The 23,125-nt window shown below is 35.7% G+C and carries 19 protein-coding genes and 1 pseudogene; 9 read left to right on the top strand and 11 right to left on the bottom strand.

Annotation, left to right across the window (positions count from 1 at the left end; genetic code table 11):
- Positions 1-158: 158 nt before the first annotated feature.
- Together FJR08_RS07075 and FJR08_RS07080 are read right to left on the bottom strand one after the other, a co-directional pair.
- Positions 159-881, bottom strand: a complete 723-nt coding sequence (locus FJR08_RS07075) for a hypothetical protein (protein WP_168632681.1) — start codon at positions 879-881, stop codon at positions 159-161.
- A gap of 320 nt (positions 882-1,201) precedes the next feature.
- Positions 1,202-2,788 (bottom strand): transcriptional regulator, encoded by a 1,587-nt coding sequence (locus tag FJR08_RS07080; RefSeq protein WP_168632682.1) that lies wholly within the window; start codon positions 2,786-2,788, stop codon positions 1,202-1,204.
- Positions 2,789-3,609: 821 nt separating this feature from the next.
- Here FJR08_RS07080 and fdxB point away from each other — a divergent pair.
- From fdxB to FJR08_RS07100, 4 genes are all read left to right on the top strand, one after another.
- On the top strand, positions 3,610-3,903 hold the full coding sequence (gene fdxB / locus FJR08_RS07085; RefSeq protein ID WP_015078457.1) for a ferredoxin III, nif-specific: 294 nt from the start codon (positions 3,610-3,612) through the stop codon (positions 3,901-3,903).
- A 431-nt stretch (positions 3,904-4,334) separates the two neighbouring features.
- A complete protein-coding gene (gene coxB / locus FJR08_RS07090; protein ID WP_015078456.1) occupies positions 4,335-5,270 on the top strand; it encodes a cytochrome c oxidase subunit II in 936 nt (311 codons plus the stop codon).
- Between the two features lie 49 nt (positions 5,271-5,319).
- Complete coding sequence (gene ctaD / locus FJR08_RS07095) at positions 5,320-6,993, top strand: cytochrome c oxidase subunit I (RefSeq protein WP_168632683.1); 1,674 nt, start codon at positions 5,320-5,322, stop codon at positions 6,991-6,993.
- 179 nt (positions 6,994-7,172) lie between these two features.
- The gene (locus FJR08_RS07100) at positions 7,173-7,769 is read left to right on the top strand and encodes a heme-copper oxidase subunit III (RefSeq protein ID WP_015078454.1); all 597 of its coding nucleotides are present in this window, start codon (positions 7,173-7,175) and stop codon (positions 7,767-7,769) included.
- A 266-nt stretch (positions 7,770-8,035) separates the two neighbouring features.
- On the opposite strand, the pseudogene FJR08_RS07105 reads toward FJR08_RS07100, so the two are convergent.
- The 6 genes and pseudogenes from FJR08_RS07105 to FJR08_RS07130 form a co-directional block, all read right to left on the bottom strand.
- Positions 8,036-8,209: pseudogene (locus FJR08_RS07105) on the bottom strand (SUMF1/EgtB/PvdO family nonheme iron enzyme); the annotation flags it as partial.
- Positions 8,210-8,239: 30 nt separating this feature from the next.
- Positions 8,240-9,286: an RNA-directed DNA polymerase gene (locus FJR08_RS07110; RefSeq protein ID WP_168632684.1), complete on the bottom strand. Its 1,047-nt coding sequence runs from the start codon at positions 9,284-9,286 to the stop codon at positions 8,240-8,242.
- A complete protein-coding gene (avd, locus tag FJR08_RS07115; RefSeq protein WP_168632685.1) occupies positions 9,287-9,634 on the bottom strand; it encodes a diversity-generating retroelement protein Avd in 348 nt (115 codons plus the stop codon).
- Between the two features lie 339 nt (positions 9,635-9,973).
- Complete coding sequence (locus FJR08_RS23525; RefSeq protein ID WP_254435708.1) at positions 9,974-12,661, bottom strand: SUMF1/EgtB/PvdO family nonheme iron enzyme; 2,688 nt, start codon at positions 12,659-12,661, stop codon at positions 9,974-9,976.
- A 454-nt stretch (positions 12,662-13,115) separates the two neighbouring features.
- A complete protein-coding gene (locus tag FJR08_RS07125; RefSeq protein WP_168632686.1) occupies positions 13,116-14,087 on the bottom strand; it encodes a MoxR family ATPase in 972 nt (323 codons plus the stop codon).
- On the bottom strand, positions 14,078-15,298 hold the full coding sequence (locus FJR08_RS07130; RefSeq protein ID WP_168632687.1) for a hypothetical protein: 1,221 nt from the start codon (positions 15,296-15,298) through the stop codon (positions 14,078-14,080). Before FJR08_RS07130 ends, FJR08_RS07125 begins: the two co-directional genes overlap by 10 nt.
- Before the next feature lie 115 nt (positions 15,299-15,413).
- On the opposite strand from FJR08_RS07130, the gene FJR08_RS07135 reads away from it, so the two are divergent.
- Positions 15,414-15,686: a hypothetical protein gene (locus FJR08_RS07135; RefSeq protein ID WP_041457575.1), complete on the top strand. Its 273-nt coding sequence runs from the start codon at positions 15,414-15,416 to the stop codon at positions 15,684-15,686.
- 118 nt (positions 15,687-15,804) lie between these two features.
- On the opposite strand, the gene FJR08_RS07140 is transcribed toward FJR08_RS07135, so the two are convergent.
- Positions 15,805-16,371 (bottom strand): Uma2 family endonuclease, encoded by a 567-nt coding sequence (locus tag FJR08_RS07140; protein WP_168632688.1) that lies wholly within the window; start codon positions 16,369-16,371, stop codon positions 15,805-15,807.
- 321 nt (positions 16,372-16,692) lie between these two features.
- On the opposite strand from FJR08_RS07140, the gene FJR08_RS07145 reads away from it, so the two are divergent.
- The 3 genes from FJR08_RS07145 (at position 16,693) to FJR08_RS07155 (ending at position 19,205) form a co-directional block, all read left to right on the top strand.
- Positions 16,693-17,262 carry a Uma2 family endonuclease gene (locus tag FJR08_RS07145; protein ID WP_168632708.1) on the top strand — a complete coding sequence of 190 codons (570 nt, stop codon included), beginning with the start codon at positions 16,693-16,695 and terminating at the stop codon, positions 17,260-17,262.
- A gap of 66 nt (positions 17,263-17,328) precedes the next feature.
- Positions 17,329-18,513 (top strand): ATP-binding protein, encoded by a 1,185-nt coding sequence (locus tag FJR08_RS07150; RefSeq protein ID WP_168632689.1) that lies wholly within the window; start codon positions 17,329-17,331, stop codon positions 18,511-18,513.
- Positions 18,510-19,205, top strand: coding sequence for a DUF4276 family protein (locus FJR08_RS07155; RefSeq protein ID WP_168632690.1), 696 nt, complete (start codon positions 18,510-18,512; stop codon positions 19,203-19,205). Before FJR08_RS07150 ends, FJR08_RS07155 begins: the two co-directional genes overlap by 4 nt.
- A 426-nt stretch (positions 19,206-19,631) precedes the next feature.
- On the opposite strand, the gene FJR08_RS07160 is transcribed toward FJR08_RS07155, so the two are convergent.
- Complete coding sequence (locus FJR08_RS07160; RefSeq protein WP_168632691.1) at positions 19,632-20,930, bottom strand: amino acid permease; 1,299 nt, start codon at positions 20,928-20,930, stop codon at positions 19,632-19,634.
- A gap of 614 nt (positions 20,931-21,544) precedes the next feature.
- On the opposite strand from FJR08_RS07160, the gene FJR08_RS07165 reads away from it, so the two are divergent.
- Positions 21,545-22,003 carry a response regulator gene (locus FJR08_RS07165; RefSeq protein ID WP_148763928.1) on the top strand — a complete coding sequence of 153 codons (459 nt, stop codon included), beginning with the start codon at positions 21,545-21,547 and terminating at the stop codon, positions 22,001-22,003.
- A gap of 3 nt (positions 22,004-22,006) precedes the next feature.
- On the opposite strand, the gene FJR08_RS07170 is transcribed toward FJR08_RS07165, so the two are convergent.
- Positions 22,007-23,125 carry a hybrid sensor histidine kinase/response regulator gene (locus tag FJR08_RS07170; protein WP_168632692.1) on the bottom strand — a complete coding sequence of 373 codons (1,119 nt, stop codon included), beginning with the start codon at positions 23,123-23,125 and terminating at the stop codon, positions 22,007-22,009.

Consider the following 23,125-nt stretch of genomic DNA (forward strand, 5'->3'; position numbering starts at 1 on the left):
GTCAGTTGTTACCAAAAAATTGTACAGCGCCAATCCCTCTCTTGTGAAGGCAAGTAACTAGTTGCTTGTTTGCTAATTTTCCTTAATGGATGCTACGGAGTAGAATTCAGGTGTCAGCAGAGGTCTAGCAGGTCTAAACCTCTGCTTAGTCCTATCTTCTAAAACCCACGGAAGTTATAACCAACTCCCAACAAAACCCCGACATCAGTTTTACTAAAAAACCCAGCATTGACAGCGGCTGTGGCGGTTAATCTACTATTGAGAGGTACGTCTATACCACCAGTGACTAACAAAGCAGTTTCAGATTTATCGCCTGTTTCAATGACTGCACCTAATCCAAAATAAGGAGCTATGGGTAAAGCTTCTGTAAATGGATCTGGTGATTTAAAAGACAAGTCATAAGTGATAGGGACGAGAAATGTTGTGTTTGATCCTAGTATTACTGATGGTCTGACTGATAGAGTTTTGGTAACACCAATTTTACTAATGACAGTAAAGTTACCATCACTTAGGTCTGAAAAGCCACCGGAAGCACCAACGTTGAAACCAACACCGATGTAGCTACTACCACCACGAGTGGCTCTACCTATGCCAATTGGACTTTGTGCGATGCGATTAGATGGTTGTGTTTTTTCACTGGCTTCTGTAGAACCAGAATTGAGCATAACTGATGAAGTTTCTACTGTTCCTGGTATGGGTGTGATTGTTCCACTGGCTATTTCTTCTGTAGCAACGGTGGATATTGATGTTTGGTGGGTGGGAAGAATAATTGTTTCTGGCTCAACTGTCTGAGCATTTACGGAAAGTCCGCTCCCTAAAATTACCAAAGCTGCAAGACTTGGTAAGGTTAAAAAACTTTTACGAAAAATAATATTACTCATGTTCACTCCTCACTAGATATAAGATTGACACCATCATCTTGACAAATTTCCTTAATACTCATCATTTAACACGAAAAATCAAAATTTGCATCTTGATTTTGTTTAATTAACTAAGTTGTGAGCATTGGTAACAATTTAAGCGATACCTTTGCCAAATTGAAAAAAGCCTTGATTAATATTTAGGGTTGTTTGCGTTGCGGAGAAAATAGTGCGTATTTATACGTGAATTATAGGCATCCGTCATCACCAAACAAATGTGTTGGGTTGCGCTATCGCTTAACCCAACCTACAAAAAATAGCGAAGGTATTGCTTAATTGTTTTAAGAGATATCTAGCAATTGTCTCAGAAGCATTTGATCGTCTAGTTTCGCTTTTAAACGACCTTTTTCCACGTCACGAATCCAGCTTTGGCTTTTTTCCATCAGCTTTGCTAATTCCCTTTGGGAAAGGTTCATTTTTTTACGTCCTTCTGTCACCTGTTCCCCCAATAAATTACCTGTTTGTTGATGATTACTTTTGGATTTAGTGGTGCGACGTTGTTTTTTATCTGATTCTGAGCGGTTTTCCCAGTCTGGAGGGAGTTCAAAAGATAAAATTCGGGCATTCAGAAGCAAATTCCATTTACCACGTGGTCCGCTGTCTGTGAGACGATTTTCACCACTACCATCATTAATCCAAAATTCTAAAGCTTCCTCTGGATCTTCAGGAATATCAACTAATTTTGCCCACAAAGGTTGAATTTCTGGGGGATAGGTAACAGGATCAAATAATGGCTTTACTCCATAATGATTGAGAACTTCTAAATCATTTTCATAGGCTTTAAGGAGACGTTTACGTTCTTCCCTGTGTCTAGAAGCTTGAGTCACTTTTTCCTCACCATAAGCAACGCGCAGCAAGGTAGGAATAGTAATCCGTTGTTCTCTACCCATTTTGGTTTTAAATAATAACCAAAGCATAAGTCTCACAGCCCCTTCATGTTGTTGCCACAGACTCATAACTGTGGTTAATAGGGTTTTGGGAAGACTGCCATACTGATAAAATGTGGTGCGTTCTTTGCATCCTTGTCTGTTGAAGAAATGTTGTGTCCAAATCCCAGCTTTGACTGTAAATGTCAGTCCGACTAAATATTTACAACCTTGATCATCTTCTTGAAAATGGTGCTGAGTATCTGTCAAATTCCATAGATAACTATCTTTAATAGAAAAACTGGGAACTCTACCCTGTTGCGGCCAGTCAATAGAAACCATGAGAGAACAAGTTTGATAAACGATGTTTTTAATTAAACCAAGTTTGGTGCTTTTGCTGAGGTCTTTACGTTTTTCTAAGCCCAAATACTGTTCAATTTGTCGTTCATCAATTGTAAATTCTTCTTCCCAAGGTTGATCTAGGGCTGTGATTTGAGCAGCAAAAATGAGATGGATACAAGCAGCACGAATGTCTAGATAATCAATTGCTTGTAAATTATCAGCGCGGTTATTAGCTGGAAATAGGTCTTGGATCTGAAAGGAAATTGTCCCTCGTCCTTGATTAACTGAGCGACTGTAATGTAAATTACCCTCCTCATTTTTTTCCCATTGTAAAGATGTTCGTTGCGCTAGTAAATTACAAGCTTCCCAAATAACTATTGCTGACGCAAAGGGATTATTCTTACCATTAGAAAACAAATCTGGACTAGTCGCATCACGTGGTTCAACTTTGCATCTTCCTTTTTTTGCGTGTGTAGGTATAGGCGCATTTGTTGGACAAGCAATCACACATTGTGGTTGTAAATAATAACCCTCACAATTATTACAAAGGGCAGGATCAACCCAATATTCATCATCTTCGATTTTGATTGCACCCGTAGGACATAGGGGTCGGCAGTTGTCACATCCCACGCAACTGTTGTTAGGAATTATATGTGGCATAGGAACTGTTCCTACTTTAATCGTTGAGATGTTTGGCTCAAGTCTCCCCTTAATGTGTCCAATTGATTCATAACTTGCTACCAAATTACCTCTATAACGAGAAGATATTTTTCTCGCCTGATTAATTACTGATATGGTTAATGAAGCCAGATTTTGTAGCTATTTATATTTTGCAAAGTTAGGCTTCATTGCTTCTTCATTAACTATAATTTTCATAAAGATTTCAATAAGATTGTTCGGGATGAGCTTGGCAGGATTTCTTAATATTTACCTGAATATTTACTGTCATAATGTTTGGTTTGGGCTATATAAATTATCCTAAATGTTTTTGAGTAACATCTTATAGGCGGGAATGGGTAATTGGTAATAAAGAATAGAAAACAAAATGGTTCAAAAATAGAGGAAATGATTTTTTAAAGTTTGTGTTTACTAATACTCTCAGGAGAATATTTTTATCTAATTAGAAAATATTTGCAAATAGGAAGTCAATTAAGCAAATAATAATCTTTGATAATTGATTATTATTCTTGTTACATAAGATATCTTTAGGCTAATTTATCAAGCTTTATTGAAAAAATAAATTTAAACACAATTCTAGAAACCTTTGACTAATAAGCTTTCTATCCAAGCACACTACCCAAATTTATCAATAAGTAATATCATTTAATATTTTGAACTAATTAAAAATAAATAATATTATTTAGCAAGTCATCAAAATTTGACAAAAAGTTAATTTTTGTGATTGAAAAAATGAAATCTCAGGCTAGTATGAAGATTCAAGGATTAACTAACATCTAGCTAAAATTGCTGAGGTTTTATTCATGGCTACATTAACAGGATTGACTTATGGTGGTAATGCTTGGACTCCTAAATTTGCTCAAGAAATAGATAAAGAAAAATGTATTGGTTGTGGCAGATGTATGAAAATTTGTGGTCATAAAGTTTTAGCTTTAATGGCTTTGAATGAAGAAGGTGAATTTGTAGTAGATGAAGATGAAGAAGAAGTTGAACGGAAAGTAATGGTTATTGCTAATCCAGAAAACTGTATTGGTTGTGAAGCTTGCGCTCGGATTTGTTCCAAGAATTGTTACAGTCATGACACACTAGATAAATAACATTCTTGGTAATACGGTGTGATGTTTTGCAAAACACTGGTTATTTTTGTCAAGTTTATCAGCAAGGTAATTAGAGGGGAATCTCGATATTGATCGCAACTGATGAAAAAGTTCGCAGTAAACAGAAACGTAAATCTTCAGTTGTTATCATCTAAAAAAATCATACTTGCTACTATTTTTTCTGCTGCTATTTGATTTATGAAAATATCAACTCTCAAATCCTCGATTTCTTCAAGAAGTCGGGGATTTTGTAGTTATCAATATGAAAAAATATGGAAGTTTACCCATTTTTTATTAGTTACAAGCTAGAACAGTAATAGTGAAAATATCAAAGATTGTCTTATCCTCAGAAAATAATTCTGTGGCTACACAAACAAAGTCTATCTTCACTGACTATTGTTTTATTAATGTTTACAAAGCAGGTAGCATTCATGCAAAAAGTTCCTGTTTCGCTGTGGACACTGTTAGCTGGGATGATCATAGCCCCTATCAGTATCTGGGTTGGTCAAAATCATCATTTATTACCGGAAGCAGCATCGCAACAAGCACCTTTGGTAGATGGTTTTTTCAATCTCATGTTGACAATTGCGGTTGCTCTTTTCTTAATTGTTGAAGGGACGATTCTGCTGTTTCTAGTTATCTATAGACGACGCAAAGGAGATAACTCTGATGGTACACCTGTAGAAGGTAACTTGAGTTTAGAAATTTTTTGGACGGCAATTCCTACGGTAATTGTGATTGTTTTAGGTATTTATAGTGTTGATATTTATAACCAAATGGGTGGTTTTGGTGTCGGTAGTCATCCTCACCATGAGTCAGCAGGTGCTATGAATGTTAGTCAAATAGCTAATATTGGGATTGGTGAAAATCCGCAAACCAAAAATAAACCGGCTGATTTGGTTGTAGATGTTAAGGGTATACAGTTTGCGTGGTTATTTAATTACCCTGTAAGTGGTATTTCTGCTGGAGAATTGCACGTTCCTGTTGGTGCTGATGTGCAATTGAATTTATCCGCAGATGATGTGATTCATTCTTTTTGGGTTCCCCAATTTCGTCTGAAACAAGATGCTATTCCTGGAGTTCCTACACAACTGCGATTTACAGCTACAAAAACTGGTACTTATCCGGTAGTTTGTGCAGAATTGTGTGGTGGTTATCATGGTTCAATGCGGACAGAGGTAATTGTTCATGAACAACAAGATTTTGATGCTTGGATGAATGAAAACCAGATTGCAGAAAATCAAGATATAAATCATATAATAGCTGTGAATTTGGAGAATTTATCGCCGTCAGAATTTCTTGACCCCTACATTCAAAATTTGGAAGTAACTCCAACAAATCTTCAGTCATTAGTTATGAGTCATTAGTAATTATTAGCTAATAACTGAAAACTGACAAAAGACAACTCACAAAAATATGACACAAGTAAATTTTCCAGTTAATCCCCCACCTGATGCAAGCGAATCAACAACCCGGCTGATTACTCATAGTTCTCATCCCCCAGCCTGGAAAGTTCGAGATTATTTCACATTTAATACTGATCACAAAGTTATTGGGATTCAATACTTGGTGACAGCCTTTGCATTCTATCTAATTGGTGGGTTAATGGCGATCGCCCTTCGCGCCGAATTAGCCACACCGGACTCGGACTTTCTTGATCCAAATCTGTACAATGCCTTCATGACAAATCATGGCACAATCATGATTTTCTTGTGGATTGTTCCCAGTGCAATTGGTGGATTTGGTAACTATCTAGTCCCATTAATGATGGGTGCTAGAGATATGGCTTTTCCTAAATTAAATGCGATCGCCTTTTGGTTAAATCCCCCCGCCGGATTATTATTATTAGGTAGTTTTATCTTTGGTGGTTCTCAATCAGGTTGGACAGCTTACCCACCATTAAGTCTAGTTACCGCCAACAACGCCCAAACAATGTGGATTTTAGCGATTGTTTTGGTAGGAACTTCTTCAATTTTAGGTTCACTTAACTTTGTCATCACCATTTTGATGATGAAAGTTCCCAGCATGAAATGGGATCAAGTACCCCTGTTTTGTTGGGCAATTTTAGCAACTTCTATCCTTGCCCTTTTCTCTACTCCCGTATTAGCAGCCGGTTTAGTTTTGCTGTTATTTGATATTAACTTCGGCACATCCTTCTTCAAACCAGATGCAGGTGGTAACGTCGTTATTTACCAACATTTATTTTGGTTTTATTCCCATCCGGCGGTTTATTTAATGATTCTGCCGATTTTCGGGATTATGTCCGAAATTATTCCCACCCACGCCCGGAAACCGATATTTGGTTATAAAGCGATCGCTTTTTCCACAGTCGCTATTTGTGTCGTTGGTTTATTCGTCTGGGTTCACCATATGTTCACCAGTGGCACACCCGGTTGGATGCGGATGTTTTTCACCATTTCCACACTCATAGTTGCAGTCCCCACAGGTGTGAAAATCTTCGGTTGGGTAGCAACTCTCTGGGGAGGAAAAATCCGTTTCACCAGCGCCATGTTATTCGCCATTGGATTACTTTCCATGTTCGTCATGGGCGGTTTAAGCGGCGTAACCATGGGAACAGCCCCCTTTGACGTTCACGTTCACGACACCTATTATGTAGTCGGTCATTTCCACTACGTCTTATTTGGTGGTTCAGTCTTTGGGATTTACGCAGGTATCTATCACTGGTTTCCCAAAATCACCGGCAGAATGATGAACGAAACCTGGGGACGAGTTCATTTTGTCCTCACCTTCATCGGCACAAACCTCACATTCCTACCCATGCACAAACTAGGGTTACAAGGAATGCCCCGCCGAGTTGCCATGTATGACCCCCAATTTACCAGCTTAAACCAGCTTTGCACCATTGGCGCAATCCTTTTGGGTATTTCTGTCATTCCCTTCGCCTTAAACGCCATTTTTAGTTGGAAAAACGGCGAACTCGCAGGTGATAACCCCTGGGAAAGTTTAACTTTGGAATGGACAACCTCTTCCCCACCCATTATTGAAAACTGGGAAGTTCTACCCGTTGTTACTCATGGACCTTATGACTATGGACATGATAAATCATCGCTAACAGAACCCGTCAGTTGAAACGCAAACATAATTTATCCGCCTTGTACTCAAGTACAAGGCTAATAGTAAAAGTCGGTTAAACCCGACTGGAAAATTGGAATTTTAGTCCGTTTTAACGGACTTGGGCTATGAGACTGGGAATTTATTCCCAGACGGGTGAGGAAGCTAATTGAGAACCAAATACTAGGAATAATAATATGACTGCAATTACACCAATTGAACATCATAGCGACGGGCATGAAGAACATCCAGATTTACGAGTGTGGGGATTAATCACATTTCTCGCTTCTGAATCATTAATGTTTGGTGGATTTTTTGCCACCTATTTGTTTTTTAAAGGGACTACAGCAGTTTGGCCACCAGCAGGAACAGAAGTAGAATTATTTATCCCAGCCATTAACACGATCATCCTCGTTTCTAGTAGTTTTGTCATTCACTTTGGTGATATGGCAATTAAAAGAAATAGTGTGGGTTGGATGCGGTTTTGGTATTTTATCACCGCAATTATGGGGGCTGTATTCCTAGCCGGTCAGGTTTATGAATACATGAATTTAGGTTATGGATTCACTACCAATGTTTTCTCTAATTGCTTTTATTTAATGACGGGCTTTCACGGTTTGCACGTCTTTATTGGATTGTTATTAATTTTGGGTGTATTATGGCGTTCTTTCCGTCGTGGTCATTATTCTGCTACTAAACATACAGGCATCGAAATGGCGGAAATTTACTGGCACTTTGTGGATATTATTTGGATCATTCTCTTCACATTGGTGTACCTGCTCAATATTTTGTAAAAACAGATAATGAGTAATTACAGTTGTTTAAGGAATTCTTACTCAAAAAATATTCCCATCCTCAATACAAATGTAGGGGTTTAGCATTGCTAAACCCTTACCGGCTTGTTACACCACCAAGAAATAGAAATTGAATGGGATTTATTGCTTTTTACTAATTTTAAAAGTGGGGAAACCTTCGGTTATTACACCTACCAGCCTACCCAACTCAATTTGATATTTGGATATTGTCACCAACATCACAGGAATAGGTCTGGACTCTTCTGTTATACTCCTGATAAATTCCCATTTACCAGTTCTGATAGTTGAAGAGTGCTTGCGCCGGAAACTACTAACCGAAACCCATTGTTGTTGTTTCTGTTATCTGGGTTGTTGTTGTTACGATACGCAGAACGGCAATTTCTAGGGTTGTTGTTCCAAGAACCACCGCGCAGCAGCCGGAAGTGCCTATCCCCTTTTTACACCCTTGTTTACACAAGAAATGTAAATATCTTTTGACGTAACCGCCAAGTATCTCCATGTTCTAAATGTGCTATCCAACTCTGTACAGAGCGAGATACGTCTTGATCAGAAATTGTACCATTTAGATAGTTCTTTTGCAATCTTTTTAATCTCTGTTTTCCTCGTCTTAGATTTTCAGTTCTTACCCTAATTCTGTCTGGTAAAATGCGAAAACCGAGAAAATTTACCCCGTATTTAGTTGCAAATAATTGAGTTTTCACCGGATGTAATTTCAGACGCAAATTAACTAAATATGCTTCTATTGCTAATTTTGCTTCAGCTAAAAAATCTGGATCATCTGCAAATATCGCAAAATCATCAACATAACGTACATATTTGCTAACCTTTAATTCATCTTGTACAAAATGATCCAACCCATTCAGATAAACATTAGATAAAAACTGACTGGTGAGATTCCCAATGGGTAAACCTCGACGATATTTTAAAGGTGTAAGTAAATCATCACCTGGAAAATATTCAATTGCTGGTGGTTGAAGATTACTACCATTAATAATTGTCTCTAATAACCACAGAGTATCTTGACATTTAAGTTTATGACGAAGTATAGTTTTCAGAATATGATGATCAATACTAGGAAAATATTTTTTAATATCACACTGCAAAACATAGCGGCTAGAACGAGCAAATGTAGTAAAACGTCTTAAAGCACGATGAGTACCAAATCCTACCCGATTAGCATAGGAATCTCTAATAAACGTTGGCTCAAAAACTGGTACGATAATATTACATAAAGCATGATGAACAACCCTATCTCGATAAGGTGCAGCCGAAATAATCCGAGGTCTGGGTTCAAGAATACTAAAGGTTCTATAAGCACCTGGTTGATAGGTTTTTGATTTTAATTGATGTTGAATTTTTTCTAATTCTAGTTCTAGGTTATAATTAAACCCTAAAACATTATCTCTAAACCTTTTTCCCCGTTGTGCCTTCTTTGCGGCTAAAATTAAATTACCAAAATCTGTAATTTCTGAATAAAAATTTCCGTAACGTTTCATTTATGAATGCCTAACTTGTCTTTGCTGCTTAATCCAACCACCCAGTTCATTACCAATGTCATTGATTAATTGTCCCACATATTCATATCGGCGTTCATCAAAGAGTTGAAAATCAAATAACAACCGGGTTTGATGACGCAAAATATCTATTTTCGCATTTAATAATTCTAGTTGACCTAGTTTTTCTCTGGCGTATCGTGCTAAGATCAAACCTTCTAATAAATCATACAGCCCTGAAACGATTCTGTCACCTAAACCAAACTTATGATTTTTAGGTAAACGCTCTAAAATCGGCACATACCATTTAATTAAATCGTAGGTTTTTTGGATAATTGGTAAATCTGACATCTGACATTTGGTTTAAATAATTTAATATCGTATTTAATATCGCAAATTATAAGGGTTTAGCATTGCTAAAACCCTACGTAAGATGTCATTTTTACATCATACATATTGGACATTCTCTGCGAATAGGTACGTAATATCAAATCCCGTACATCCTCAAATCCTGAAAATCCTGATTCAGACAAAAAATACTTGACAAATCCCCATACCTCATAGATAATATATGTAAGTCGTGCCAAGACTACAAAAATTAAAAGCAAAAAAATCGAGTCGCCAGAGGCGACAACAAGAAGAAGGGAAAAGAAAAAAGCGTAAAGTGCAAAAGGGCAAGAGTGTAAAGAACTAAAGAGTCCTTGCGCCGGAAACTACTAACCGAAACCCATTGACGGTGTAGCTGTCATCTGGGTTGTAGGAGTAACGAAACGCAGAACGGCAAAGACTAGGGTTGTTGACCCAAGAACCACCGCGCAGCAGCCGTTTTGCGCCCTCTTCAACGCTATTGGATTCTATCCATGCCGAGCCATCTGTGGGGGCATCATTATAATCACCGTGCCAATGATCATCACACCATTCCCAAACATTCCCGTGCATATCATACAACCCAAAGGCATTAGCTGTCAAGCTACCTACCGGAGTTGTTTTTTCTCTATATTCACCTTCAGGTTCTTCACCATAGATAATAGAAGCACTATAATTTGCTAACTTACCTGTGATAGTTTCCCCAAAGTGAAAAGGTGTCGTCGTTCCAGCCCTGCAAGCGTATTCCCACTCAGCCTCACTCGGTAAACGATATTTTCTACCAGTCAGTTGAGAGAGCCTTTCACAAAACTCCACTGCATCATACCACGTAATTCGCTCAACCGGTAAATTATTTTCTTGTTTATTTTCTTTGAACTTTGACGGGTTCGGTTCAAGTTCTCGGTTTACCTGTGGACACTTGGTTGCGACTGCTTTCCACTGCGCTTGCGTCACAGGATATTTCCCCATAAAGAAAGGTTGTACCGTCACCTCATGCTGAGGACTTTCTTCATCATCATAGCGTCCTGGTTCGCCTTCCGGTGAACCCATAAGGAATTTACCACCGGGGATAGCAACCATGTCTAATGTGATATTTCCTGGAAGACTTTCTTGAAAATAATAATTTTGTTGAGTTTCTCGTTTCGTTTCTTCACCACGACGGTTAACAGTAATGACATCAAAATCAAAACTTTGTAACCGGACTTTTCCAAAATTAATTTCTGGACGTTTTAACTTTACTCCCTCAACCTCAATAGTTTCTAACTTGAATATTTTCCGACTTGCTTCTACTCCCTTATCATCACCCCTAACAACAGCACGATAACCTTGTGCTATTTTCAGTAAAGGTTGATAGTTTTCTTTTAATGGTTCAGCTAAAGTTTCAATTACCGACGATAACCGCACCAACTCACCTTTATTATTGCTTAAATAAGCCTGTTGTAATTTTCGCGCTAATTCCTTTGCAGCTTGACTACCTTTTTCAACATAACTCAAAGCTGCCCATTGTTGCACTTGATTTAAGTCATTATTTTGATTTTGGTTACTAACTTGGCGGTTAATATATTGAATCAGAAAATCCGAAAGTTTTTTTAATATTTGTTCGCGGTTTCTTCTAGGAAGTCTTTTGAGTAATTCATTTCTCACTTCTCGTTCCATTTCATATAATTCAAAATCAACCTGTTGACATAAATCTGATAATAATAAATCAGCAACCGCATACCAAAGAAGATTTGATGTTTGATAGAAGAATTTACGGTATAAACAATAAAGTAAATCTGGAGTTAAAACCAAAGGAAAAGCAGCATAAGACGCAAATTTTAAATGTGAGTTTCCTAATAATTTTTCAAATACCGCTATTCTACCTTTAGCATCAAATCCATAATTCCATAAATCATCTGAAGAACCTCTTTCTTCCTCCTCCTTCTCTGGGAGGGAAGGGGGGTGGGGGGTTAGGTTTCGACTTGATAACCATTTCACCATTCTTTGAAACTCCCCAGTCTCCAAAGCAAACATAGGAACTGAAGGATTTATTTTAGCTATTTCTTCAGCCGTATTATCTACCCAACGGGAAGGGGGTAAAGGATTTAACCAAGCTATTTTTTTAGTTTTAGGAATTAATTGTGTAATAAAATCATAAGTTTCTTCCCACCTATCGGGTACAGTGCGGCCACGCGCAGCGCCAGCATCACTGATAATAATTACTAGAGTATGTTGTGGAGAAAATTTAGATAATATAGATGTAATAGATTGACCTTGCCAACATTGCGGATCATGGTAAAGTTCATCAGTAGGACTATTATGAAAATAATAAACTTTTGCAGTTTGGTAAATTTGTTGTAATTGACGACAAAATGGGTGAAATGGAGTCATTGAACCACCTTGATCAATTAATAGCACAACTTCCCGATATTTAGTTTTAGGATAAGTAAAAACAGCTTGAGTAAAAAATCCGTGTTTAGTAATATCTATAACTGTATTAGGAATGTCTATTTGGCGAATATTACCAGTTGATTTCTGTATTAATAACTGCCAACTTCTTTGTAATTCCTGACGACTAATAGGTAAATAATAAACTTCTTTGAGTTTCGTTTTTACAGAAGTACCAACTCCATGATCATCAGGCAAATCAGGATTAAATTGTGCTATTTCTGCGGCTGGTTGTGGTAATTCTGGTTCATCATTAATTAAAGCAGGTTGGGGTATTTTTTCTCTTTCCGGTTTGTGTTTTCCAAGCTTTACTTCAATAACATCAGTTTGACTTTCTACCTTTGCCGTTTGAGACGGATACTTTTGATTAAATTCTTGCCAACATTGATTAAATAAAGCCTGTTGTTTGCGAGACTTTACCCAAACCGTTTGTAAAACCCCTTTAATAGCTGGTTTATTATCATTTAATACTATGTCAACAGACTTAGACAAAGCCATAAATGCCAAATCATACTGGTCTATAGTCAGAGGTAAACCAGTTGCGCGTAATTCCAGAAATAGATTTAGCAATAATGGATTTTTCATAGTGCTTCTATTTTAGCATAGTTATTCGCTCTTGTAGTGCGGGCATCTTGCCCGCTAGATATGTACCTCATAACACCGGGAAGTGCTGTAAAGTGCAAAAGTAGGGTGTGTTAGCGACAGCGTAACGCACCATTTCAGGTTAAGTCAGAATTGCAGGTTATTAAATTTGCGTTCGAGGATGTGTTCTCGTTCCCATACTCTAGTTACTGTTCTCGTTTCTCATTTCTCATTTTCTCGTTTCTCGTTCCCATACTCTGTATGGGAACGAATTTTAAAGGCTCTGCCTTTATTGATTGTATAGTACAAGAGGCAGAGCCTCTTTGATAGCATTCCCAGTCTGAGACTGGGAACGAGGTAACGAGGTAAACGAGATAAACGAAGTAAAGATTATCCTGTAAATCCTTAAATCCTGGATATTATCTCGACTTCGCTCGATAACCACCTGATTCAGACATTATTTTCCATATTCTTGTTTATCCTGGCGATTTTTTAATAAAGTACCATTATAGGGAAGTTTCTTGTTTTTAAGTTCTTTGATAATATCATTTAATTTTTTATCATCAATCTCATTTTCCTCATTTCTAATATGAAGGTTTAAGACTTGAAACCAATCAATTAATTCACTGGTACTGACTTTTTTATCTGTTTCTTCTTTGTTATCATTCATATCTTCTCGCAAAGCCAAAAAACGACCAATTGCAGCATTTATTAATGTTTCAGGAGGTGCTGAAAATCTGCCATTGATAATATCTATTAATGCCTTTTTATCAGGAAATTCCACATAATGATATAAACAACGTCTGAGAAAAGCATTAGGTAATTCTTTCTCTTGGTTAGAAGTGATAAAAATAATTGGTGGTGCATCTTTATTAGCTGTTAACCACCGTCGAGGACGCACATCTTTAATTTCAAAACATTGGTCTTCTAAAGCTAATAATAAATCATTGGGAAAGTCTATATCAGCCTTATCAATTTCATCAATTAAGACGATATTTCTAGATTTGATATTATCTGTTTCTCCATGTTCTAAAAAAGCATGACCTAATGGACCATATTCTAAATAATCTTCAGGGTTTGTACTCTTTAATTTTTCTAATCGTGCTATTTGTGCAGCTTGTAATCTGCCAATATAATCATAGGTGTAAAAGCCATCTTGCGCTTTGCTAGTTGATTGAATATTCCACAGTCGGAAATGCCAATTTTCTCCTTCTCTTTGACTAAATTCATAAAATACAGCGCGTGCAAGTTCACTTTTTCCGCATCCAGGTTCACCTTCTAATAGTAAAGGCCGATTTAGTTGAATAGCTAACTTTACCGCTTCTTTTAATCCATTATCAGGATAGTATGGGTATAGTTTGCGGTTTACTTGTTCGTTCCAAATACCTCCAGAGGGAGGGTGTATTTTTCCGGTGTATTCTAATTCCATGGGTAATTACTCCAAATTTTTAAAGTTGTAAGATTTCTATCAATGTTTAAATATTTATATAACTCAACAAGTAATTCTTGTGCATTATTTTGACATTTATTAATTATTTCATTGGCCATTAATTCTTCCATATTCAATAGATTAATTAAATGATATGGACGATAATCAGCGTTTGGTAATTCTATGATATTTTCATGAATATAGCTTTGATTTTGTAATTGATTTTGTAAATTTTTATCTGTGGCTAATAAAAACATTAACAACTGTCCATCATTATCAGGTGATTTTGCCTGATACATAGTTTGATGGAAATCATATATTTTGTTGATATTTTCGATATCATAGCAATAATGATCAATATTAATTACAAGAATAATATGTTGTTGTTTAAGTTTATTGTAAATGTCATTTTTATGAAAAATAGATTTGAAGTTAGTAATACTTGTACTTAATTGTGTATGGATATTCTCACTAGAACTATTAAGAGTGATAATTGAATATTTATTGATTTTAGTTTTAGTTTGAAGAAAACAACTTTCAATTGCTTTCTCTAATCGGTGCAACATCCAACTACGACTATATAGACAATCATTAGAAATTAAAAAAGTATTTTTACCGTCTTGCACTTTTTCAATTAGTAAATTAATTTGCCTTTCATGATTAAAGAGTTTTAATTTGTCTTCTAATTCAATAGTATTATCTGGTTTATAAGCAATTTCATCTGGGTTTAAACCTAAAATTTTACAAAAGGCATTGAAAACTGATTCTGGTAATAGTTTTTCTTGCCCTTTTTGTTTACTTTTGCGTGCATCTTTTCCAGTACAAAATGTTCGCCAATTTGCATCAGTTAACTGGAACGCAGTCACTTGTTTATCTTCTAAATCTCTAAGAAATTCATCAAGTTGTATTGGCACACTTACTTGATCAATATATATTCTTACTATATCCCTACTAGATTTATTTATGTCTGAATGAGTTGAAAAAATGTGCAGATGTTTTTCTGATAACTCTGTTAAGTTTGGATTATTTAATTGCGTTGTATTTGGAGTGATTATAATTTTTTCTATTATATAGCGTTTTAATTCTTGTTTAGTAACTTTATATATTGGTGTCTTGGCAGAATTTTGAGTATATCCTTCTTTTTTCATTGCTGCCTTAATTTTTTCAATCCCATCCGAAGAAGCCCTTAGTGTTTTTTCTTGTTGCTCCATGTTTGAATTTCCATCTTCTTGTGATCAGATCATATTTGACCATGATCTGAGTATGCCATTTTTTAGTACAAGAGTCAATATGAACTTGTAAGTAAACAACAGAAAAAAGAAGATTATGCTCAAAAACTACCACCACCACAAACAACTTAAAACCTTAAATGATCAGCAAAATGTGGTATTTTACACTTGGTGGGTTGCGAAAATGGTTCATCTCATCCTCATCTCAGTAGGTATCGGTTTAGTATTTACTGGTAATATCCATGATGGTTCATTAACCACAGTTGCAGGTGTGTTATCGCAGATTTCAGTAGGTAGCTTTGCCAAGTATAATCAATCTCGCTTAGATAAGCAAATTAAAGCGTTAATGGCTAAAATGGATGAAGAGTAAATTGACGTGAAAAAGCTGGTAGGGGTTGAGAATTACGCTTTATCCCTACGAATATATTATCTGGTAGCGTAGCGTGGCGCAAGCCATACCCGGATTAACAGGATGTTCTTGTTTATCCTTATGCAAAAATTTGTGATACTTTTAAATTTAGACTATTAAATTGTGGAGATAAAACTAAATCATCACCGGAGAAAATCCCAATCTCATGATAAATTTTGTTAATTAACTCTAAAACCAATATGCTTTGGGTTTGGGGGTCAATAATCCAATATTCAGGAATACCACAATCTTGATATTGTAGACGTTTGGCAATAAAATCTCTATCTCTTTGTAATTCCCCAGGACTAACAACTTCCACAACTAATAAAGGTGGTAACATTGATAGGCGAATAGTGTTCCGATTTGCTAATTGTTGAATATGCTCTTCTCGAATAATAGTCAGGTCAGGATAACGGTTTCTCGGTTCTCCTCTGACTTCCAACTCTAAACCATGTCCTCGCACTCTATCAATCCCTATTAACAATGCAAAGATTAAGAAAAGACGATTGGCAATTTGCACATTAATTCCTGATTCTGGGGGCATTTCAATTAACTCTCCATTAAATAATTCATAAAGTTTGTCTGTACCATCATCATAAGATAAATATTCTTCAAAGCTTTGAAATTGATGTTTAACTTGTAGCATCAGAGTTACTCCATCTATTGCCGTAGTTAGTTAGATTTTAACACTATTTATTTCTCTCTACGTCTCTGCACGAAATTAAATGTAATTCACTCAGAACTTACGCAACTGGCATATTGGTAGGGTGCGTCAGATACCAACAATCTATTTATTTGCAGGATTTATGCAGTCTGACGTGGTTGGTGAGCTTGTCGAACCACACCCTACAACATATTTTTGGTGTGACACTTCTATCACTTACCAGAAAATTTTAGACCTTCACATTAGCGATCGCCCCAATTTTGCTATAATCATGATCACTTCAATGTAATCGGTTACAACATGATGATTACCACTGTTGAGCGTCGTTATAGTTTAGATGAATATCGCGCCATTGAAGAAAAAGCTGAAGGGCGCAGTGAATATCGTGATGGAGAAATTGTACCAATGTCTGGAGGATCACTCAACCACAGCCGGATAGGTGGCAATATTTTTGCATTTCTCAAGTTTTTGCTACGTGATAGTAAATTTGAGCCAATTAATAGCGATTTACGCCTATGGATTCCTGAATATAAACGCGGATTATATCCAGATGTGATGGTTTTTGCAGGTGAACCGCAACTAAATGAAAATCGCAGTGATGAAGTTTTAAATCCTATTTTAATTGTGGAAGTATTATCTCCTTCAACAGCAGATTATGACCGCAAAAGCAAGTTTCGGATGTATCGTTCAATTAGCAATTTTTGTGAATATTTATTAGTTGAACAAGATGAACCTTTTATAGAAAAATATAGTAAACAATCTCAAGGTTGGTTATTAAGTGATTTTAATGATTTAGAAAAATCCATTTATTTGGAGTCAATTGGGGTTGAATTACCGATAGCGGAAATTTATCGCGGTGTTGTTTTTGGGTAAGTAGTGAGTTATAATAGGCTAGAATAAGCTCTTGTTACCTTAATTAAGTGTAAAAAGTAAAACTATATGAGATTAGACTTTGTAGAATATTGTCAGGATAAAGATTTGCCAAGTGAGTGGCGTTTAGAAGGTTGTCAATTAGGTAATGTAAACTTGATTGTTGGTAAAAATGCCTCTGGAAAATCAAGAATCCTTGGAGCTATTAACTTTTTATCAGGGTTGCTATCTGGTGATAAAATCCTTAGACCTGATGGTGTATCTGGAGAGTGGATAGTAACCTTCGATGCTGATAAAGAAAAAGAAGAGAAAAAAGTCTACATATTAAAAGTTGATAATGGTCAGGTAGTAAAAGAGAGTTTTACTATTGGCTCTAAGACTTACCTTGATAGAACCGAATCAGGTACGGGTAAAGTTTGGGCTGATAAAGAAGGTAAAGATATTGACTTTCAGACTCCCATTAATGGAGTAGCTGCATTCAAACGAAGAGATTCTATTCAGCATCCCGTTTTTGATAAAATTTACGATTGGGCATTCTCATTGAGATACTACAAATTTGGGACCGATTTAGGAAAAAATCGTCTTGCATTCGTTAACTATAATAGCAAAAATATAGATTTAAAAGACACAGACAAAATAGTTGAAATCTTTAATTTAGGAAAAGAAAATTTTGGTAACTATTTCATTAAACTTATACAATCAGATATGTTATTTGTAGGCTACAACATATCTGAAATTGATACTGAAACACCAGCATCAATTTTATTTTCTGATAAAGGTGACGAAATACCTATGCAAAATTTGTTACAATATATTTACGTTCAAGAAAGTGATTTAAAAGATAAAACTGAACAAGTATTAATGTCTCAAGGTATGTTTAGGGCATTATCCATAATAATTCAAATAAACTACTCACTTTTATCTAAAAAACCTAGTTGTATATTAATAGATGATATTGGGGAAGGACTTGATTTTGAAAGAGCATCAGCGATGATTAAGTTGCTGATTAGCAAAGCACAAACTGGATTAGTTCAGTTAATTATGACTACAAATGACAGATTTATTATGAATGGTGTTCCTTTGGAATATTGGTCAGTGATTGAGAGAAAATCAGGATTAGCTAAACTTCATAACATACATAACTCAAAAGAAATATTTGATGATTTTAAATTCACTGGTTTAAACAATTTCGACTTTTTTGCAACTCAATTCTATATTGAGGGATTTGGTAATGAGGAGAATATAGAAGAGTGAAAAAATTAGCGATTTTTGTAGAGGGTAAAACAGAACAGATTTTTGTCGCAAAGTTGCTGAGAGAAATTGCTGGAAAATTTCAGATGACCATAGAGATTAAATCTCGGCAAGGAAGTAACTTACCTAAAGTAATAATGAAAGATTCTGTCACTTCAGAAACAAAATTTTATGTGTTAATTCATAACTCATGCGGTGATGAACGTGTTGTTTCAGACATGAAAGAGCTGTATAATCTTTTAGCTAAAGATGGCTATGATAGAGTAATAGGTTTAAGAGATATTTATCCAATATCTATAGCTGACAAATCTAAGTTGCAAAGAGGTTTGAATTATGCTTTACCAAAAGGATCAATTCCTATAAATATAGTTATTGCTGTTATGGAAGTGGAAGCCTGGTTTTTAGCAGAATATAATCATTTTCTCAAAATAGATCCGCGTCTTACTCCAGAGCAAATTCAAGCAATGTTTGGATTTAATCCTCAAACGGATGATATGGAACACAGACCTCATCCTGCTGATGATATGAAACAGATTTATAACTATGTCGGTAAAGGTTATAACAAGAGCGAGAAACAACTCAATAGACTTGCATCTCATTTAGATTATGAGTTTATATATATGCACCTTATCAATAGCGTTCCTAGTTTGGGAGAATTTGTTGGATATATTGATAAATTCATGATTTCTTCATAAATATGATGTATTAATAAAGATATTTATCTTAATAGTCTAAAAATATACAATAATATCTTCCTGTGGGCAATTTTTATCTACCCAATGGAGGAATCAAGACGTACCCAATAAATATTAAATAATTAAATATTCCGATCACCTGACGAACTTTAACAGCATATCCCTTTGTTTGCACTATACAAACAAGGGATTTTTTTATGCAAATTCGTAAATGATACCAATTGCAGATGATAATCATCATTTTATATATCTTAGGGGGGACTGGATTCAAGCGGAATAAATATTAAATATTAAGTAGCCCGATTACCCTACCGGACTTTAGCTCCAAATCCTCTCTTGTCATTACCCGATAAGAGAGGTTTTATTCACTTTTTATCAGCTTACTCAGAAATTTGCTAATTTTCATTAACCGAAAATTATTCATTTTTAGAATTGATATATTACCACAATTTGTCTACATATTAAAAATAATGCCCCGACCATAATCAATATTAATGTTATTTTTCCACCAGGAACTAGGGTTTGATAGTTACCATTAGCAAATTCTGGTGTTTGACTTTGTTTCCAACTCATTAATGCTGGCATAATTCCTCCTAAAATGGAAGCACTAAATGCGCCAGTATATTCTAAAGCATGAAAAAAGATATTAGGATTAAATGTTCCTAAACTCAGGGGTGGAAGCAACACTAAAGAATAGAGAGGTAAACGAGAAATTTCGCTTTTGGTAATGGTAGAAATATCTTTAAAAAAGTCTGTTAACCCATAAGTAATCCCAATAAATGATGTCACAATTGCAAATTCAGAAAAAATTGATAATAACACAGCAAACCATTCTCCTGATTGACCAGTTCGGAGAATTTCCAGTGGATCAAATACTTTCTCATTTTCGAGATTATGCGATAAAATATCTGGAGTCATGCAGCCTAAAATAACCGCATTCCAAGCTAGAAACATGAATAAGGGAATCACTGAACCAATAATCATAGATTGGCGAATTTTGGGAATGTCTCCTTCCAATTGAGTTACAACCAATGGAACAATACTATGAAAGAACATTGCTACATAAATAACAGCAATAGCATTACCTATAGATGGCCAATTTTGGACTAAAAGTTGAGAGTTTTGGAATTGCATTCCCCCTAATATTAATAAACCGAAAAAAGCAATTAGTAAAATAATAATAAATATACCATTAATCTTTTCTACTAATCTATCTTTACCCCAATACATTAGGCTACCAAATACTAGAAAAAAACTTACTGTTCCTACCCACTGAGGTGAAATATGTTCTAATTCCCAAACTTGATCAACTGTGGTTATTAAAATTTTTCCACCTTCAGTCATATATGCCACCAAGAGGGCATAGTGGTTAAATACATAGGCAATTCCGGCAATTCTCGCTCCTGGTTTACCGAGAATCTTGGCTATGATTGCTAATAAACCTATATGAGAAATACCCTCAACTCTCATCACATTTAAAGTCAATTCTGCAACTAATAAACCGGAAATTAAAGCATACAGCCATACAGTAATAAGTAGGATTGTAGATGGTATAATCCCAGATGGTAAAGTTACCGTAGGTAATCCAATAATCCCCGCCCCAATGGTAGTTCCGACAATTAAAGCTGTATTTCCAAAAACACTACCAGGTTGATGTTGAAATTTATTATCATCAAACTTTAGGTGAGAAAATAATCGCGTTACTGGTTGTTCTTGTTTATTCATAGTGCAGGTAATTAGTGTTATTTAGTGTTATTTAGATCCCCTATTTAGATCCCCGACTTCTTAGAGAAGTCTATGTAACATACTATAGCATTACACCAAAAAGATTTTACTGCCTACCGCTGTTGGTGTAGCCTATCCTTAGGGTAACCTGCTAGATTACACAAAAAAAGGTTGTGTCAACTATTTTACACGAGTTATGAATTTGTTGATTTTTCTAAATAAATTTATTGACAATTTTGCATATAATCAAAATATATAGGAATCCGGTTTGATTGTTGTTCATTATACTGAGACTCAATCGTTGATTCGATGGGGTTTACGGTTTACAGCTTGTTCAAAAATCAAATAGTAGCCCTATATCTGCTAAAAGTATTAAAGCTGGATTTTTATTTCCTGTTCAAATTGGTGTCAGGATTTAGCCGTCAGTTGTCATCTGATACAGCTTTTAATCCAGAAATACAGGAAATTAACACTTCCTCTTTTTTGCTGTTCTGGCTTTTGGCTGATAGCTGAATGCTTACAAATCGGTTGAGATAATAACCAATGAGGATTTACAAGTTTGTCTATTATGCCCAAAAAAACCACTACTCCCCATTAACTACTCTGGAGACGAGATGTATCTAGCGCATTCATTCATGAGTGATGAGAAACGGAAAAAACATCAACAGCCTTTAATTTTAGTGGTAGAAAATCATGATGATAGTCTACTGCTAATGGGTTATACCCTTGAGTTACTTGGTTGTCAGTCTATTTGTCAAAAAGAAAGTTCAAAAACAGTATTTATGGCGAAAGAACACCAACCTGATTTAATTTTATTAAATATTTTTTTACCAGGTATGAGTGGACTAGACGTTATTCGATATCTAAAGCAAGAATCATTAACTTGTCATATTCCCGTGGTTGCTGTTACTGTTTTAACTGGGAGTGAAGATAAACAACATATTCTAGAAGCAAAGTTTGATGATTACATCACTAAACCTTATATGATTGAGGAATTGGCAGCAATTATCTACCGATTACTAGGTAGAAAATTTGAGCTATGCTCAACTTTAGAAGTGCAGCACATTCATTAATAATTATTCAGTGATTTTAGGTAATTTGACTGTGAATATACTACCTTTACCCAGTTCGGAGAAAAGTTCTATTTTACCTCTGTGTGCTTCAGCAATCCGGCTGGAAAGGTGTAGTCCTAAACCACTACCTGATCTTTTATTCTGGCCTTGGTGAAAGCGCTCAAAAATTGTTCCCTGATCTTCTGCCGCAATGCCATAACCTGTATCTTGAACTTCGATGACTATTTCACTGAGATGATTGATTGGGGATAAGGTTTCAAAAATGCGAATTTCTATACTACCTGTATCAGTAAATTTGATCGCATTACCAATTAAATTATTAAACACTCGTCGTAATTCTAAGCGATCGCCGTTAACTATGCCCCCATTATTTCCAGTTGGGCTTAATTCATGGGTATCCAATTTTAAAATTAAGTTTTTCTCCTGTGCTAGGGGAGTTAGTTCACTGACTACTTCAGCCGCAATTGTTGTTAAGTTACATGATTCAAAGTTGAGGGTTTTTTTCCCAGCCTCAAAACGGTAAACTTCTAGCAATGTATTTACCATTTCCAGAAGATTTTGATTACTGCGAATCATCACATGAATCGGTTGTTTCATTTCTGAAGGAATCTGACCAAAGACTTCTTGCAGAAATAAATTTAGCATTCGATCAGCGGCTACTAGGGGAGTACGTAAATCATGGGTGAGACGAGAAACAAAGTCTTCTCGCTGTAGTGTCATTTTTCGTTGTTCGTCAATACTGTGCTTTAATCTTAACAGCGATCGCACTCTTGCTAATAGTTCTTCTGTCTCAAAGGGTTTACAAATAAAATCATCAGCCCCAGCATCTAAACCTTTAACAACGCTAGATTCGTTATAAGCTGTCAGGAGTAAGATCGGAATATAGTTGATTTCGGGATTATTCCGAATCCGTAGTGTAACTTCATAACCATCTATTCCCGGCATCATCACATCTAAAATAATCAAATCCGGTGGTAATTCTGCTACTTTGTCTAAAGCTGCTTGACCATTGGTAGCTGAATCAACATGATATCCCTCACTTTCTAAAAGTGTTCTCACTACATCGAGATTATCTTGGACATCATCAACAGACAAAATTCGGTCTTTTTTTAAATTAGACAT

It is taken from the genome of Dolichospermum sp. UHCC 0260, assembly GCF_009711985.1.
Classification (GTDB): Bacteria; Cyanobacteriota; Cyanobacteriia; order Cyanobacteriales; family Nostocaceae; genus Dolichospermum; species Dolichospermum lemmermannii.

Excerpts from the sequence above, each read along its gene's own strand:
- FJR08_RS07165 (WP_148763928.1), top strand. The coding sequence starts at position 21,545 with ATGTATCTAGCGCATTCATTCATGAGTGATGAGAAACGGAAAAAACAT.
- FJR08_RS07140 (WP_168632688.1), bottom strand. The coding sequence starts at position 16,371 with ATGCTACAAGTTAAACATCAATTTCAAAGCTTTGAAGAATATTTATCT.
- FJR08_RS07110 (WP_168632684.1), bottom strand. The coding sequence starts at position 9,286 with ATGAAACGTTACGGAAATTTTTATTCAGAAATTACAGATTTTGGTAAT.
- avd (WP_168632685.1), bottom strand. The coding sequence starts at position 9,634 with ATGTCAGATTTACCAATTATCCAAAAAACCTACGATTTAATTAAATGG.
- FJR08_RS07150 (WP_168632689.1), top strand. The coding sequence starts at position 17,329 with ATGAGATTAGACTTTGTAGAATATTGTCAGGATAAAGATTTGCCAAGT.
- fdxB (WP_015078457.1), top strand. The coding sequence starts at position 3,610 with ATGGCTACATTAACAGGATTGACTTATGGTGGTAATGCTTGGACTCCT.
- ctaD (WP_168632683.1), top strand. The coding sequence starts at position 5,320 with ATGACACAAGTAAATTTTCCAGTTAATCCCCCACCTGATGCAAGCGAA.
- FJR08_RS07160 (WP_168632691.1), bottom strand. The coding sequence starts at position 20,930 with ATGAATAAACAAGAACAACCAGTAACGCGATTATTTTCTCACCTAAAG.
- FJR08_RS07100 (WP_015078454.1), top strand. The coding sequence starts at position 7,173 with ATGACTGCAATTACACCAATTGAACATCATAGCGACGGGCATGAAGAA.
- FJR08_RS23525 (WP_254435708.1), bottom strand. The coding sequence starts at position 12,661 with ATGAAAAATCCATTATTGCTAAATCTATTTCTGGAATTACGCGCAACT.
- FJR08_RS07080 (WP_168632682.1), bottom strand. The coding sequence starts at position 2,788 with ATGCCACATATAATTCCTAACAACAGTTGCGTGGGATGTGACAACTGC.
- FJR08_RS07125 (WP_168632686.1), bottom strand. The coding sequence starts at position 14,087 with ATGGAATTAGAATACACCGGAAAAATACACCCTCCCTCTGGAGGTATT.
- FJR08_RS07130 (WP_168632687.1), bottom strand. The coding sequence starts at position 15,298 with ATGGAGCAACAAGAAAAAACACTAAGGGCTTCTTCGGATGGGATTGAA.
- FJR08_RS07135 (WP_041457575.1), top strand. The coding sequence starts at position 15,414 with ATGCTCAAAAACTACCACCACCACAAACAACTTAAAACCTTAAATGAT.
- FJR08_RS07075 (WP_168632681.1), bottom strand. The coding sequence starts at position 881 with ATGAGTAATATTATTTTTCGTAAAAGTTTTTTAACCTTACCAAGTCTT.
- FJR08_RS07145 (WP_168632708.1), top strand. The coding sequence starts at position 16,693 with ATGATTACCACTGTTGAGCGTCGTTATAGTTTAGATGAATATCGCGCC.
- coxB (WP_015078456.1), top strand. The coding sequence starts at position 4,335 with ATGCAAAAAGTTCCTGTTTCGCTGTGGACACTGTTAGCTGGGATGATC.
- FJR08_RS07170 (WP_168632692.1), bottom strand. The coding sequence starts at position 23,125 with ATGTCTAATTTAAAAAAAGACCGAATTTTGTCTGTTGATGATGTCCAA.